Origin of the sequence: Romboutsia lituseburensis (assembly GCF_024723825.1) — a bacterium.
GTDB classification, from domain to species: domain Bacteria; phylum Bacillota; class Clostridia; order Peptostreptococcales; family Peptostreptococcaceae; genus Romboutsia_F; species Romboutsia_F lituseburensis_A.
Map to the genome: position 1 here is coordinate 2,180,540 of NZ_JANQBQ010000001.1, position 15,513 is coordinate 2,196,052.

The following is a 15,513-nucleotide window of genomic DNA, read 5'->3' on the forward strand; positions in this document are numbered from 1 at the left end:
AAAAGGATAGTTTACTGATTTATTTATCAATAAACTATCCTTAGCTTTAAATATTATCCAAAATATTTTACTCCACTTTCAAATATCTTCTGATCTTTTTCACCTAATATGTTCTTTATAACATGCTCTCCAACTCTTTCTGAGTGACCCATCTTACCAAGTATTCTGCCATCTAAGCTAGTTATACCTTCTACTGCATAACATGAACCATTTGGATTGAACTCTATATCATAAGTAGGATTGTTATCAAAGTCTACATATTGAGTAGCTATTTGACCATTTGCTATTAATCGTTTCATTACTTCTTCATTAGCAACAAATCTACCTTCACCATGAGATATTGCTATGCTATGGGTATCCCCTACTTCTGTATTTACTAGCCAAGGTGACTTATTAGATGCTACTCTTGTTCTAACAATTTTAGATTGATGTCTACCTATATTATTATAAGTAAGTGTTGGTGCGTCTTCTGCTGTTTCTCTTATTTCACCATATGGCACTAATCCAAGTTTTATAAGTGCTTGGAATCCATTACAAATACCTAGCATTAATCCATCTTGCTTAGTTAAAAATTCTTTTACAGCTTCTGCAACTTTTGGATTTCTAAATACTGTTGCTATAAATTTAGCAGAACCATCTGGTTCATCACCTGCACTAAATCCACCCGGCAACATTATTATTTGAGACTTCTTAATTTCATTTACTATTTCATTTATAGATTCTTCTACATCTCTATCTGTTAAATTCTTAAATACTTTTATATTTGCATGCGCTCCTGCTTTTTCAAAAGCTCTTGCTGAATCATATTCACAGTTTGTTCCTGGGAATGCTGGAACAAATACTCTTGGTTTAGCTATTGTTATAGATGATTTTTTAGCTTCACCTTGATTTATAAAACTTATAGTTTCTATTTTATCTTTTAGAGTACTTACTTTAGTTGGGAATATTGGCTCTAATGTTTTGCAGTGAGCTTTGTATAATTCATCTAATAAAATTTCCTCTTCATCTACCATTATACTTGGTTTTTCTATTGTTTTTCCAAGCACTACATAATTATATCCATCTAATATATCTAGGCTACTATCAGCTAATTCTAGTACTATATTTCCATAGTTAGCTTCAAATAAATTTTCTACGCCTTCAGTAAATTCAAATCCTATCTTATTACCAAATGCCATCTTACTTATAGCTTCACATATACCACCAAATCCTAATGCATATGTTGATAACACTTGCTTATTGTGTATAAGTTCAGTTACTTTATTTAAGTTTTTCTTTAATAATTCAAAGTCTAATACGTCATTTTCTAGTCTATCTGTGCATAACATTATAACTTGTGAATTACTTTTCTTAAATTCAGGTGAGATAACATATTTTGCATCCACAGTATCCACAGCAAATGATACTAATGTTGGTGGTACATCTATATCTTTAAATGTTCCTGACATACTATCTTTTCCACCTATTGCAGGTATCTCTAATCTATCTTGAGCATAGTATGCACCTAAAAGTGCTGCAAATGGTTTACCCCACTTAGTTGGGTTATCCCCAAGTTTTTCAAAATACTCTTGTAATGTAAGTCTTATGCTACTATAGTTACCCCCAATAGCCACAACTTTACACACAGATTCTACTACAGCATATAAAGCTCCATGGAATGGACTCCATTTTCCTATTTTAGGATTATATCCATAAGTCATTATTGTTGAAGTATTAGTTTCACCACCAAGTACAGGTATTTTAGCTACCATACCTTGAGCTGGTGTTGATTGATACTTCCCTCCAAATGGCATAAGTACAGTACCACTGCCTATCGTATTATCAAATCTTTCTACTAATCCTTTTTGTGAACATGCATTTAAATCTGATAAAACATTTATAAATCTATCTTTTATATTTATATCTTCTTCTATAACCAATTCACATACAGCTTCTTTAGAATTATTTACGAAGAATGTATTTTCTTCATCTACTTTATCCACATGAACTTTAGTAGTTTGTTTAACTCCACTTGTTTCTATGAAATCTCTTTTTATATTAACTATAGCTTTATCATTCCAAAACATTCTCATATAACCAGTATCAGTTACTGTTGCTACATGAGTTGCCTCTAGATTTTCTTCTCTTGCTAAATCTATAAATTTCTCTTTATTCTCTGATTTTATAACTACTGCCATACGTTCTTGTGATTCTGATATAGCTATTTCTGTTCCATCTAATCCATCGTATTTTTTAGGAACTAAGTTTAAGTTTATATCCAAGCTATCTGCTACTTCTCCTATAGCAACACAAACTCCACCTGCTCCAAAGTCATTACATCTTTTTATCATTTGTGCTACTTCTTTATTTCTAAAGAATCTTTGTATTTTTCTTTCGTTAGGAGCATCTCCTTTTTGTACTTCTGCACTGCAAGTAATTAAAGATTTTTCACTGTGCTCTTTTGATGAACCTGTAGCTCCTCCACATCCATCTCTTCCTGTTTTTCCTCCAAGAAGTATTACTATGTCACCTTCAACCGGTGTCTCTCTAACTACATTTTCTTTTGGTGTTGCTGCTATTACTGCTCCAATTTCCATTCTCTTAGCTACGAAATCTTCATCATAAACTTCTGCAACTTGACCTGTTGTTAATCCAATTTGATTTCCATATGAACTGTATCCATGAGCTGCTTCTGTTGTTATTTTTCTTTGCATAAGCTTACCTGGTAATGTATTTTCTAATGTAGTTCTAGGATCTGCACTTCCTGTAACACGCATTGCTTGATATACATAGCTTCTTCCTGATAATGGATCTCTTATAGCTCCACCTAAACAAGTAGCAGCTCCACCGAATGGCTCTATTTCAGTCGGATGATTATGTGTTTCATTTTTAAACATTACTAAGTATGGCTCTACTTTTCCATCTATCTCTACATCTACATTTATACTGCAAGCATTAATTTCTTCACTTACATCTAAATCTGCTAGTTTTCCTTCTTTTCTTAATTCCTTCATAGCTATTGTTGCTATATCCATTAAGCATATATCTTTAGGTTTATCTAAATATACATTTTTTCTTGATTCTAAATACATATCATATGCATCTTTTACTATATCTGTATATTTTCCACTCTCTATCTTTATATCTTCTATTTGTGTCATAAAAGTAGTATGTCTGCAATGATCTGACCAATAAGTATCAAGTACTTTTATCTCTGTAATAGTCGGATTCCTCTTCTCTGTATTTTTAAAATAATTTTGCACATGCTCTAAATCTTGTAATGTCATAGCAAGTCCTTGTTTATTTAAAAATTCTTTTAATCCTTCTATACTTAAACCTATAAATTTATCTAATATTTCTACTTCTGTTGGTATTTCTGTATCCATCTTTAAAGTTTCTGGTTTTTCTAAAGATGCTTCTCTGCTATCTACTGGATTTATACAGTAATTTTTTATTTGGTCAAATTCTTGGTCACTTATTTTTCCACTTAATATATATACCTTTGCTGTGTTAATTGTTGGTCTTTCCCCTTGATTTAAAATTTGAACACACTGACTAGCCCAGTCACCCCTCTGCTCATATTGACCTGGTAAGAACTCTATTGCAAATACCCTTTCATTTGTTTCTTTGCATTTAGAAACATCTAATGTTTCATGATAAACAATGTCTAAATTAGGCTCAGAAAATATTGTTCTAGCTGCACTTTCATATACATCTCCATCTATTCCCTCTATATCATATCTATTCAAAATTCTTATATTTTCTATTTTATCTATGTGTAAACTTTCTATTAAATCCTTTTTTAAAGCTTTAGCTTCTAGATCAAATCCCTGTCTTTTTTCTACTAATATTCTTCTAACGCTTGACTCTAAACATAGATTATTTAACATATTTTATCTCCCTTTTATAGATTAAATTTGTACTACTTTTTAAGTAGTTTGTTAACACATCACTCAAATTTATGACTTGAATAATCTGCTAACAAATCACTTTTATTTGATTTTATGGCTTAGACTATAGGCTACTAAGCCATAAAATCTATATAGGAATTAATTTGGAAATAGCTTATATACCTGTTCCAATATCAGTTCTATAATGCATACCTTCAAAACTTATTTTTTTTATATTGTTGTATACTTTTGTGGCTGCTTCTTCAACAGTGTTAGCACTAGTAGTTATTCCTAATACTCTTCCACCATTAGTTACTAATTTTCCATCTAATATCTTAGTCCCACTGTGGAATATCACTATGTCTTTATCTAACTCGCTAAGACCTTTTATTAGTTTCCCTTTTTCATAAACATCTGGATAACCCCCTGATGTAAGCATTACACAAACAGCTTCTTCTTTTTTGTATTCTATTTTAATTTCATTTAACTTATTATCTAAAATAGACTCCATTATTTTATGCAAATCAGTTTTTAATCTAAATAAAACCGATTGTGTCTCAGGATCTCCAAATCTTACATTGTACTCCAATACTTTAGCTCCATCTTCAGTTATCATAAGCCCAATAAACAGTATTCCTTTATAATCTAATTCATCTTTCTTAAATCCTTCTAATGTAGCTTTTAGTACATTTGCTTCTATCTCTTTTGCTAATTTATCAGTGTATATCTCACTTGGAGAGAAAGTTCCCATCCCCCCTGTATTTGGACCTTGTTCATGGTTATAAACTTTCTTATGATCCTTTGCACTTACCATTGGAATTATTGTGTTATTGTCTACAAATGCTAATATTGAAGTTTCTATCCCTTTAAGAAACTCTTCTATTACTATTTTTTCACCAGCATTTCCAAACTTCTTATCTCTCATCATTTCATTTAAAGTAGCTATTGCCTCTTCTCTATTTTGAGGTATAACTACCCCTTTACCTGCTGCTAATCCATCTGCTTTTATAACTAATGGATATCCAAAATTATCAATTTCTGCTATTGCTTCATCTATATTTGTATACTCTTTATACTTTGCAGTAGGTATATTATGTCTAATCATAAAATCTTTAGAAAACGCCTTACTACCTTCAAGTTGTGAACATTCTTTATTAGGACCAAATATTTTTAATCCTTCTTTTTCAAATTCATCTACTATACCTTTAACAAGCGGTACTTCTGGACCTACTATTGTTAAATCAATTTGATTATCTTTTGCGAAATTTAAAAGTTCCTCTATATTGCTATCATTTATATCTATACATTGTGCTACTTCTGAAATTCCTGCATTTCCAGGAGCACAGTATATTGTTTTTACATTATTTTCATTGCTTAATTTCCAAGCTATAGCGTGTTCCCTACCGCCGCCACCTATAATTAGTATCTTCATAATTTACCCCCTAGTGCTTAAAATGTCTGATTCCTGTAAACACCATAGTCATACTATTTTTATCACAAGCTTCTATTGAGTCCTTATCATTCATAGAACCACCAGGTTGCACAACTGCATCTATTCCATATTCATTAGCAAGTTCTACACAATCACTAAATGGGAAAAATGCATCTGATGCTAATACCGCACCTTTGAAATCTTTATCTTTATTATTTTCTAATGCATTTTTTAATGCCCAGATTCTTGAAGTTTGACCACATCCTAACGCTAAAGTTTGACCGTCCTTTACTATCGCTATAGCATTAGATTTCATATTTTTAACTACCTTCATACCAAATTCCATATCTTTAAGTTGATCTTCTTTAGGTCTTAGTACTGTAACTATATCGCACTTATCACTTAAAACATTATTTTTATCTTGGATTAATAATTTGCCATCTAAATATTTCATATCATAAGGTTGTAAACTTTTCTCTATTCTAGCAAGTTTTAAAACTCTTAGATTTTTCTTTTGTCTTAATACCTCTAAAGCTTCTTCTGTATAGTCATAAGCGACTACTATTTCTAAGAATATTTCATTCATCTTTTGAGCTGTTTCTTTATCAACAGTTGAAGTTATACCTACTATACCTCCAAATATTGATACCTTGTCTGCCTCATAACATTTTGAGTAAGCTTCAAAAGTACTTTTACCTAATCCTACTCCACAAGGATTTGTATGTTTTATAGCTACTGAAACGACTTCTTTGCTATCTTTAAATTCTCTCATAACTTCTAAGCATCCATGTAAATCATTTAAGTTGTTGAAAGAAAGTTCTTTTCCATTTAATTGTTCATAGTCTAATATTGGATTTTTTGCATTTGGCTGAGCATATAAAACTCCATTTTGATGAGGATTTTCTCCATATCTTAAGGTTTGCTCTTTTTGGAATGTTAAATTAAGTATCTCTGGATAGCTATCGCCTACTTCGCCTGCAAAGTAAGTTGATATAAGTGCATCATATCTTGCTGTAGTTGAGAATGCTTTGTAAGCTAAATTTTTTCTATCTTCTAAAGTTAAATCATTATTTTTTAATTTATCTATTACCATTTCATAGTCAGCTACATCAACTATAACAGTTACATCCTTATAGTTTTTAGCTGCAGAACGTATCATAGATGGTCCGCCTATATCTATATTTTCTATCACGATATCGTGACATTTTCCGCTTTTTAATGTTCCTTCAAAGTCATATAAATTTACTACTACTAAATCTATAGACTCTATATTGTACTCATTAACTGTCTCTACATGAGATGAATTATCTCTTTTAAAAAGTATTCCTCCATGTATATATGGATTTAATGTTTTAACTCTTCCATCTAGCATTTCTGGAAACTTAGTAACTTCATCTATAGTGATTGCATTTATGCCATTTTCTTTTAGTGTTTTGAATGTATTTCCTGTAGATATAACTTCATACCCTAGATTATTCAACTCTCTAGCAAATTCTACTACTCCACTTTTGTCTGTCACACTTATTAATGCTCTTTTACTCATTTATAAACACTCTCCTACCTTGAATACTTAATTTATTTTCACAAAATAGTTTTATACTTTCATTTAATATTTTATGTTCAACATCTAATACTTTTTTAGCTACCGATTCTGCATCATCATTATGACTTACACCTACTGTTTGTTGCATTATTATTGGTCCATTATCTGCTTTTTCATCTACGAAGTGAACTGTTGCTCCCGTTATCTTTACTCCATAATCTATCACTGCTTGATGTACTTTTTTCCCATAATATCCCTCTCCACAAAATGAAGGTATTAATGAAGGGTGTATATTTATTATTTTATTTCTAAAAGCCTCTACAAACTTAGGGCTTATTATTTTTAAATACCCTGCTAAAACTACTAAATCAACTTTATGACTTTTTAATATTTGTACAACCCTATCTTCATCTGTTTCATATACAGCTTCAATATTATTATGTTTGGCTCTTTCTAGTGCATAAGCGTCTTCTTTATTTGATATAACTACTTTTACATCACCTTTAATACCACCAAACTTAGTCCCATCTATAATAGCCTGTAAATTTGTTCCTCCACCAGATACTAAAACTCCAATGTTTAACATAAATTTACTCCTTCATGAGTATCTACTACTTCTCCAATTATATAAGCCTTATCTTTTAATAATTCATCATATTTAGAATCTATATTTATATCATTTTCTCTGTTATTTATAAAGTTTGCCACATTTGCAGCATCTTCTTTATTAACTACTAAAACTAATCCAACTCCCATATTGAAACTTTTGTGAAGTTCTCTTTCTTCTATTGAATTGAATTCTTCTATCATCTTAAATATAGCTGGTTTATCCCAAGAATTTTTATTTATATCTATCCCCAGATCTTTAGGTATAACTCTTGGTATATTTTCTATTACTCCACCACCAGTTATATGAGCTATTGCTTTTATTTCATGATGTTTCATTAGTTCTAATACTAATTTAACGTATATTTTAGTAGGAGTTAAAAGTGCTTCTCCTAGTGTCATTCCTAGTTCTTCAATACGTTGATCTAGCTTATAGTTATATGTATCTAAGAAAATTTTTCTTATAAATGAATATCCATTGCTATGAATTCCACTTGATGATATTCCTATTAAAACATCTCCACATTTAACATTCTTACCAGATACTATTTGCTCTTTGTCTGCTATACCAACAGAAAATCCTGCTAAATCATATTCATCTTCAGAGTACATTCCTGGCATTTCTGCTGTCTCTCCACCTATAAGAGCACAACCTGCCATTTTGCATCCATCTGCTATTGATCCAACAATTTGTTCCACTTGTTCTGCAACTAACTTTCCTGTTGCTATATAGTCTAAGAAAAATAGTGGCTTAGCTCCTTGGCATATTAAGTCATTTACACACATTGCAACTAAATCTATGCCAACCGTATCATGTTTATCCATCATTTGAGCTAACTTCAACTTTGTACCAACTCCATCTGTAGATGAAAGTAATACCGGTTCTTTCATACTTGTAAAGTCTTTTAAACTATATAAACCACTAAAGTTACCTAGATCTCCTATTACATTTCTATCATAAGTAGATTTTATTTTCCCTTTTATAAGATCTACAGCTCTATTCCCTTCATCTATATCTACTCCTGACTGTTTGTAAGTTAACATGAAAGTAGCTCCTCCTTATCTATTTTTTTTACTGGATAATTTCCATCAAAGCAAGCTTTACAAAATGTTGATTTATTTTCAGTTGCTTCTAACATTCCTTCTATATCTAAAAATTCTAATGTATCACAACCTATATATTCTCTAATTTCTTCAACACTATTATGAGACGCTATAAGCTTAGAACGATTTGGCGTATCTATTCCGTAATAACATGAATATTTTACTGGAGGCGATGTTATTCTTAAGTGAATCTCACTTGCTCCTGCTTCTCTTAATGACTGTATGATTAATCTTGAAGTAGTTCCTCTTACTATCGAATCATCTACTAACACTACTGATTTTCCTTTTACAACACTAGTTAAAGGATTTAATTTTATTTTTACACCCAACTCTCTTTCTTCTTGAGTTGGCTTTATAAAAGTTCTACCTACATATCTATTTTTAACTAAGCCTTCACTAATTGGCACATTACTTTCATTAGAATAACCTATAGCACCTGCCCAACCTGAATCAGGAACAGGAACAACTATATCCGCTTTTATATCATCATTTTTAGCTAATATCTCGCCACACTTTATTCTAAAATCATAAACACTTACATTATCTATATTTGCATCATTTCTAGCGAAATAAATATGTTCAAATATACAACTTTTTTTAACTTCTTTATAATTTTCAGAATAGAAATAAGATTTCATTTCACCATTTTTTACAACTATTATTTCACCTGGTTCAACATCCCTTATGACTTCTCCTCCTAATATATCTATTGCACAATCTTCAGAAGCGAATATAAATTCATCACCCTTTTTGCCTAACTTAAGTGGTCTAAAACCATGAGGATCTCTTACTGCAACAAGTTCATCTTCACTCATTATTACTAGTGAATATGCTCCTTTTATATAATCCATGGTTATTTTTAAAGTTTCTATTATATCTCCCTTATAATACCTAGCTAATATATATAAGATAACTTCTGTATCTGAGTTAGCCTGAAACATATACCCATCTTCTTCTAATAAATCTCTTAAGTAATTCGCATTTACAAGATTTCCATTGTGAGCTAACGCTATTTCTCTTTTTCTACAACTTCCTACTAAAGGTTGGCAGTTTGCTAAATGGCTTCCTCCGGCTGTAGAGTATCTAACATGTCCTATTCCCATATGACCATTTAATCTTTTTAATTCTTCTTCTTTGAATACATCTCCAACTAATCCCATATCTTTTTTATAGTTTATACGCTCTTCATTCACTACAGCTATTCCACAACTCTCTTGTCCTCTATGTTGCATAGAATATAAAGAATAATATAGCTCTTTAGATATATTTTTATTTGAATATATACCTACCACTCCGCACATAATTTATCCCCCTAATTACTCATTCTTGAAAGGACTTCTTCATAGCCCTGTACAAGGTCGCCTAAATCTCTTCTAAATCTATCTTTATCTAATTTTTCATTTGTGTTTACATCCCAAAGCCTACAAGTATCAGGAGATATTTCATCAGCTAAAATTATATTACCTTCACTGTCTTTTCCAAATTCTAATTTGAAATCTACTAGCTTTAAATTCATTTTTAAGAAAAATTCTTTCATCACTTCATTTATCTTTAAAGTTTCTTCTCTTAAGAATTTTAATTCTTCTCTTGTTGCTAATTTCATAGCTACTGCATGATCATCATTTAACATTGGATCACCGTACTCATCATTCTTGTAACATATTTCAAATATTGGTTCATCTAATACTATGCCTTCTTCTATTCCTACTCTCTTGCAAAATGAACCTGCTGTTATGTTTCTTACAATTACTTCTAGCGATAAAATTTCAACTTTTTTAACTAACATTTCTCTTTCTGATACACCTTTTATGAAGTGTGTTGCGATTTGTTTATCATGCAACATTTCAAACATTTTAGTAGATATTTTATTATTTAATATGCCCTTTGATAATATTTCTGCTTTTTTCTCTCCATTAAATGCAGTAGCATCATCTTTAAAATATACGATATACTCATTTTCTTTATCTGTAGAATATACTTGCTTAGCTTTTCCTTCATATAATAACATTGTTATTACCCCCTTAAGCCACATGTTGGCGAATTATTTTAAGTTTTTATCAGCTTCTAGCACTTTTTCTTCCATTTCAGTTCTATATTCTATTAACTTTTCTTTTATTTTTGGATATTTTATACTCATTATTTGACTTGCCATTAACGCTGCATTTACTCCTGAATCTATAGTTACAGTTGCTACAGGTATACCTGGAGGCATTTGTACTATTGAAAGAAGTGAATCTAATCCATCTAATGTAGATGATTTTATTGGTAGACCTATTACAGGTATCAGTGTATGAGATGCAATAACACCTGGTAGATGAGCGGCTTTACCTGCTGCTGCTATTATAACATCTGTATCATTCTCTATTTCTTTTATAAAATTCATAAGTTGATTAGGTGTTCTGTGGGCTGATAACGCTCTAGCTACAACCTCTATTCCAAATGCCTCTAATAAATTAATTCCATCTTCTAGCTTAGGATAATCTGATTTTGAACCCATAATTACGGCAACTTTCATACTCTTCTCCCCTTTATTTCATATATTTTAATATTCACATATGATTTTGTATTTTTAGTTACGAACTTTATACTTAAATTCTATATCAATATACGTATTTTATCAAGCAATTTTTTAAAAAAGTTCGTAAAATAAATAAAACCAGCTATGTTTTAAATAAAAATAGCTGGTTTTGTTTATTTTAACGTGTTTTTTTTAATTTTTTCATTGTTAATATTTTGTTTTTAAATTATAAAACGAATATTTTCCATTTTATTTTTTTTAATATTTGTTTTATTATTTGTTATCATTACATATTTATAAATGCATTCTAAGCTTGTTTTCTATATTTTGTTTAGGCACAAATCCTATTATAGTATCTACAGGTTCTCCATTTTTAAATATCATCATAGTAGGTACTGAAGTTATATCATACTTTTGTGCTATACTTAAACTTTGATCTATATCTACCTTAACAAAATCCACATCTGTCATACTATTACTTAACTCTTCAAATATAGGTGTTAACATTTTACAAGGACCACACCATGTTGCAAAAAAGTCTACTATCACAACCTTATCAGAACTTTCTATTTCTGTTTTAAAATTATCATTATTCAATATTCTTATCATTTTAATTTCCTCCCAACAGTTAATATATTATGTTTTAATTTATCTTTAATACTATATTAACATTATATGGAATATAATTCTGTGATTTTATCGCATCATATTGAATATTTTATTAAATACTTACAATTAGCCTAAATTTTAAGATATCTTACTAATTATTTTGTTTATTAAAAGTGTTGATACAAAACATTTACTTCCATTTTCCATAAATAAAATTCTATCCTTTTTATTTATGCTCAAAATTTTTTCCTTATTTGCTATATATGATTTATGACATCTAATAAATCGCTCATCTAGCTTATTTTCAATATCTCTTAAAGTTCCTTTAAATTCTATAGTTTTTTTATGTGTATGTAAAGCTATCGTTCTTTTCTTTACAGTTTCACAATAAATTATATCCTCGTATTTTACTTTCTCTATACTCTCATTATTTTCTACAATTAAACATTTACTTTCCTCTATTTGTCTTAATTTATTATCTATAAATTCTAAACATTTTTCTATTCTTTTATGAATTCCTTCTATGTGATCCTTAACTATATAATCTACGGCACTTATATGATTTTTAAAGACAAGTTCCATTTTATCTGGAGACGCTGTTACTATTGTTATTAAAGCATTTTTATCTATTTCATTTATTTTTTTTGCTAAAAATATTCCACTTGTACTTTTACCTAATTCTATATCAATAAAATATACTCCACTAGTTTTATTTGTATTTATATAGTCTAAAAGCTTATCAGGTGAACTAGTTGCTAATTTTATATTACCTTCTATTTTTTTTTGATTTAACACTTTATTTATTATATTTATAGTCTTTTTTATTTGTTCTTCATTCTCCTCACATATAAATATATTCATGTCCATTCTCCCCTTATACATTATTGATATTTTAACATGAAAAGTTATATATTTTTATATTTGGAATATATCATTAAAATTTGAAATTTTCAATAAAATCAGCTCGAATAGTCTTTTTTACGGTATGAATGGTTTCTAAATTTAATATTAAAAAAATCACCTTCGTCCGTAGAAGGTGATTTTCTATAATTAAAACAATTAACCTAAGAATACAAACTTACAGATGAATAATATCGAAAGTATTATTAAAGATAAGTTTATCTCTTTCTTTTTATTTGTAGCTATTTTTAGCACTGTGAATGATATTATACCAAATATTATTCCATCTGCTATGCTATATGCTAATGGCATCATTGCAAATGTTAAGAATGCTGGTATAGCATTAGTAAAATCTGAAAAATCTATTTTAGTTAATGAACTAGCCATCATAACACCAACTAATATTAATACTGGAGCTGTTGCTTGTGTTGGTATTGCTGTAAATATTGGAGCAAAGAATAGTGATAGTAAGAATAATACTCCTGTTGTAACTGCTGTTAAACCAGTTCTTCCGCCTTCACCTATACCTGCTGCACTTTCAACATACGCTGTAACTGTTGAAGTACCTAAAAGCGCTCCTGTTGTAGTTGCTATTGCATCTGCAAATAATGCTTCTTTTGCTTTTGGTAATTTCCCATTTTCATCTAACATATTACCTTTAGAAGCCACACCTACTAAACAACCTACTGTATCAAATAAATCAACAAATAAGAATGTAAAAACAACAACTAACATATCTAAACTAAATATTTGTTCCATTGGAACTGAGAATGCCTTCATAAATACTGGTTTTAATGATGGAACTGCAGACACTATAGCTTCAGGCGCTTCTACTAATCCACCAACCATACCTATTGCAGATACTGTAACCATCGCTAAAAGGAAAGCTCCTTTAATATTTTTAGCTATTAATATTGCTGCTAATAATAATCCAAATATCGTTAATAAGACTAATGGATCTTTTAAATTTCCTAATGATAATATTGTAGCTCCGTTAACTACTATACCTGCATTTGATAATCCTATAAATGCTATAAATAATCCAATACCTGCAGTAACTGCATGTTTTAATACATTTGGTATACAATCTATTATCTTTTCCCTAACATTAGTTATAGTAAGTAATATAAATATAAGTCCCTCTATTAAAACTGCGCATAATGCAAATTGCCAACTATATCCCATTCCTAAAACTACTGTATAAGCAAAGAATGCATTAAGACCCATACCAGGTGCAAGTGCTATTGGATAATTAGCTAAGAACCCCATTGCACAACTTCCTATAAATCCAGCTATTGCTGTTGCCGCAAATACTGCACTTTTATCCATACCTGCATCTGAAAGTATATTAGCATTTACCACTAATATATATGCCATTGTCATGAATGTTGTTATTCCTGCTATTATTTCTGTTTTAACATTTGTATTATGTTCTGATAGTTTAAATACTTTTTCTAAAATACCTTTATTTATAGGTTGAGTTACTTGCATTTTATCCTCCTTAGATTTCCAAACTATTTTATATTTATTTTATTAATAATTCGTTCATAAGTTAACTTTACATTAATTATTATATTATATGATACATATTATTACAATAGTTTTTTTGAACTTTTTATTATTTTTTTTAAATAAAGTTCGTATTTATATTTATTTATATATATTTAAACATATTTTTAGCTAATTTTTATAAAATTATTTTATTTTTTTATGCGTTATACGGATTTTTTACCTATTATTAGTATTTTATTCATTTTATAAAATTAAAAATCTCTATTAAAGCTACTTTACATAAATCAGGATAATATAATCTATGTAATAAAAAAGACTAGAGATTAATCTCTAGTCTTTTTTTATTATTTATTTTTGCATTGCATCATATTCTTCTTTAGTAGCAGGAACTTTTATTTCCCCACTCTTTATCTTTTCCACTATTCCATTTACATAATCTAAAACTTCTTTATCAACTAATTTACTCGTTGATTCTGGTATACCTACACCATCTTCTTTAAGCCCATATACCTTTTCTTCTCCACCTTTTAACTTTCCATCTACTAATTCTTTAACTGTATCATATACACCTACATTAACTTTCTTTAATGCTGAAGTTATTACATTATCTGGAGCTAAGTTGCTTTGATCTCTATCCACACCGATTGCATACTTTCCTTTTTCTTTAGCAGCTTCTATTGCACCTAATCCAGTACTACCAGCTGCTGAAAGTATTACATCTACATTATTTCCATACATTTGATTAGCTATTGATTTACCTTTAGCTGCATCTCCAAATGTTCCTGCATATTGTACATTTATTTTAGCATCTTTATTTGCTTCATTAACCCCTGCCATATACCCATATTGGAATCTTGATATAACTGGATTTTGCATTCCACCTATAAATCCTACATTATTTGTCTTAGTCATTTTACCTGATATAAGTCCCGTTAAGTATGAAGCCTCATTTTCTTTAAATAGTATCGGTGTTACATTTGATGGTATTTCATCATATGTTTCATCTACTATGGCAAACTTTTGGTCTGGATAATTTTCTGCTTGTGTTTTTATATCATCTTTTAGAGTATTTCCAACACCTATAACTAAATCCATACCTTCATCTATAAGGCTCTCCATATTAGCTAAATATTCAGATGCTTGTTTTGATTCTATTACTTTTACTTTTACACCGAAATCTTTTTCAGCTTGTTGAAGACCTTCGTATGCAGATTGGTTGAATGATTCATCATTTATTCCACCTACATCTGCTACCATTCCTATTTTTAATTCTTTACTTACTGTATTTGCTTCTTCCTTAGTTTTTGACCCGCACCCTGTTAAACTTAAAGACGCTATTACTATAGCCGCACTTATTGCTGTTAGTTTTTTGAATTTCATTTTATTCCTCCTGCAGTGTTTAATATTTCATATATGTCTA

Annotated in this window: 12 protein-coding genes; all 12 read right to left on the minus strand. The window is 29.7% G+C overall.

What is annotated here, in order from left to right:
* Window positions 1-53: 53 nt before the first annotated feature.
* The 12 genes from NWE74_RS10465 to NWE74_RS10520 all read right to left on the minus strand — a co-directional run bounded on the left by NWE74_RS10465 (window position 54) and on the right by NWE74_RS10520 (window position 15,473).
* Window positions 54-3,869 carry a phosphoribosylformylglycinamidine synthase gene (locus tag NWE74_RS10465; RefSeq protein ID WP_258243116.1) on the minus strand — a complete coding sequence of 1,272 codons (3,816 nt, stop codon included), beginning with the start codon at window positions 3,867-3,869 and terminating at the stop codon, window positions 54-56.
* Window positions 3,870-4,044: 175 nt separating this feature from the next.
* The gene (gene purD, locus NWE74_RS10470) at window positions 4,045-5,301 is read right to left on the minus strand and encodes a phosphoribosylamine--glycine ligase (RefSeq protein ID WP_258243117.1); all 1,257 of its coding nucleotides are present in this window, start codon (window positions 5,299-5,301) and stop codon (window positions 4,045-4,047) included.
* 10 nt (window positions 5,302-5,311) lie between these two features.
* On the minus strand, window positions 5,312-6,844 hold the full coding sequence (gene purH, locus NWE74_RS10475) for a bifunctional phosphoribosylaminoimidazolecarboxamide formyltransferase/IMP cyclohydrolase (protein ID WP_258243118.1): 1,533 nt from the start codon (window positions 6,842-6,844) through the stop codon (window positions 5,312-5,314).
* Complete coding sequence (gene purN / locus NWE74_RS10480) at window positions 6,837-7,430, minus strand: phosphoribosylglycinamide formyltransferase (RefSeq protein WP_258243119.1); 594 nt, start codon at window positions 7,428-7,430, stop codon at window positions 6,837-6,839. The genes purH and purN overlap by 8 nt, the downstream gene beginning before the upstream one ends.
* On the minus strand, window positions 7,424-8,494 hold the full coding sequence (purM, locus tag NWE74_RS10485; RefSeq protein WP_258243120.1) for a phosphoribosylformylglycinamidine cyclo-ligase: 1,071 nt from the start codon (window positions 8,492-8,494) through the stop codon (window positions 7,424-7,426). The genes purN and purM overlap by 7 nt, the downstream gene beginning before the upstream one ends.
* Window positions 8,488-9,855 carry an amidophosphoribosyltransferase gene (gene purF, locus NWE74_RS10490; RefSeq protein ID WP_258243121.1) on the minus strand — a complete coding sequence of 456 codons (1,368 nt, stop codon included), beginning with the start codon at window positions 9,853-9,855 and terminating at the stop codon, window positions 8,488-8,490. The genes purM and purF overlap by 7 nt, the downstream gene beginning before the upstream one ends.
* An 11-nt stretch (window positions 9,856-9,866) precedes the next feature.
* The gene (gene purC, locus NWE74_RS10495; protein WP_258243122.1) at window positions 9,867-10,562 is read right to left on the minus strand and encodes a phosphoribosylaminoimidazolesuccinocarboxamide synthase; all 696 of its coding nucleotides are present in this window, start codon (window positions 10,560-10,562) and stop codon (window positions 9,867-9,869) included.
* Between the two features lie 33 nt (window positions 10,563-10,595).
* A complete protein-coding gene (purE, locus tag NWE74_RS10500; RefSeq protein WP_258243123.1) occupies window positions 10,596-11,069 on the minus strand; it encodes a 5-(carboxyamino)imidazole ribonucleotide mutase in 474 nt (157 codons plus the stop codon).
* A gap of 297 nt (window positions 11,070-11,366) precedes the next feature.
* A complete protein-coding gene (trxA, locus tag NWE74_RS10505; RefSeq protein WP_258243124.1) occupies window positions 11,367-11,681 on the minus strand; it encodes a thioredoxin in 315 nt (104 codons plus the stop codon).
* A 138-nt stretch (window positions 11,682-11,819) separates the two neighbouring features.
* Window positions 11,820-12,542: a LytR/AlgR family response regulator transcription factor gene (locus tag NWE74_RS10510; RefSeq protein ID WP_258243125.1), complete on the minus strand. Its 723-nt coding sequence runs from the start codon at window positions 12,540-12,542 to the stop codon at window positions 11,820-11,822.
* Window positions 12,543-12,740: 198 nt separating this feature from the next.
* Window positions 12,741-14,072, minus strand: a complete 1,332-nt coding sequence (locus NWE74_RS10515) for an NCS2 family permease (RefSeq protein WP_258243126.1) — start codon at window positions 14,070-14,072, stop codon at window positions 12,741-12,743.
* Between the two features lie 369 nt (window positions 14,073-14,441).
* Window positions 14,442-15,473 carry a BMP family lipoprotein gene (locus tag NWE74_RS10520; protein ID WP_258243127.1) on the minus strand — a complete coding sequence of 344 codons (1,032 nt, stop codon included), beginning with the start codon at window positions 15,471-15,473 and terminating at the stop codon, window positions 14,442-14,444.
* Between the last annotated feature and the right edge of the window lie 40 nt (window positions 15,474-15,513).

Bases quoted from the DNA above. Each gene is read 5' to 3' on its own strand.
- NWE74_RS10465 (WP_258243116.1), bottom strand. From the start codon at position 3,869: ATGTTAAATAATCTATGTTTAGAGTCAAGCGTTAGAAGAATATTAGTA.
- purD (WP_258243117.1), bottom strand. From the start codon at position 5,301: ATGAAGATACTAATTATAGGTGGCGGCGGTAGGGAACACGCTATAGCT.
- purH (WP_258243118.1), bottom strand. From the start codon at position 6,844: ATGAGTAAAAGAGCATTAATAAGTGTGACAGACAAAAGTGGAGTAGTA.
- purN (WP_258243119.1), bottom strand. From the start codon at position 7,430: ATGTTAAACATTGGAGTTTTAGTATCTGGTGGAGGAACAAATTTACAG.
- purM (WP_258243120.1), bottom strand. From the start codon at position 8,494: ATGTTAACTTACAAACAGTCAGGAGTAGATATAGATGAAGGGAATAGA.
- purF (WP_258243121.1), bottom strand. From the start codon at position 9,855: ATGTGCGGAGTGGTAGGTATATATTCAAATAAAAATATATCTAAAGAG.
- purC (WP_258243122.1), bottom strand. From the start codon at position 10,562: ATGTTATTATATGAAGGAAAAGCTAAGCAAGTATATTCTACAGATAAA.
- purE (WP_258243123.1), bottom strand. From the start codon at position 11,069: ATGAAAGTTGCCGTAATTATGGGTTCAAAATCAGATTATCCTAAGCTA.
- trxA (WP_258243124.1), bottom strand. From the start codon at position 11,681: ATGATAAGAATATTGAATAATGATAATTTTAAAACAGAAATAGAAAGT.
- NWE74_RS10510 (WP_258243125.1), bottom strand. From the start codon at position 12,542: ATGAATATATTTATATGTGAGGAGAATGAAGAACAAATAAAAAAGACT.
- NWE74_RS10515 (WP_258243126.1), bottom strand. From the start codon at position 14,072: ATGCAAGTAACTCAACCTATAAATAAAGGTATTTTAGAAAAAGTATTT.
- NWE74_RS10520 (WP_258243127.1), bottom strand. From the start codon at position 15,473: ATGAAATTCAAAAAACTAACAGCAATAAGTGCGGCTATAGTAATAGCG.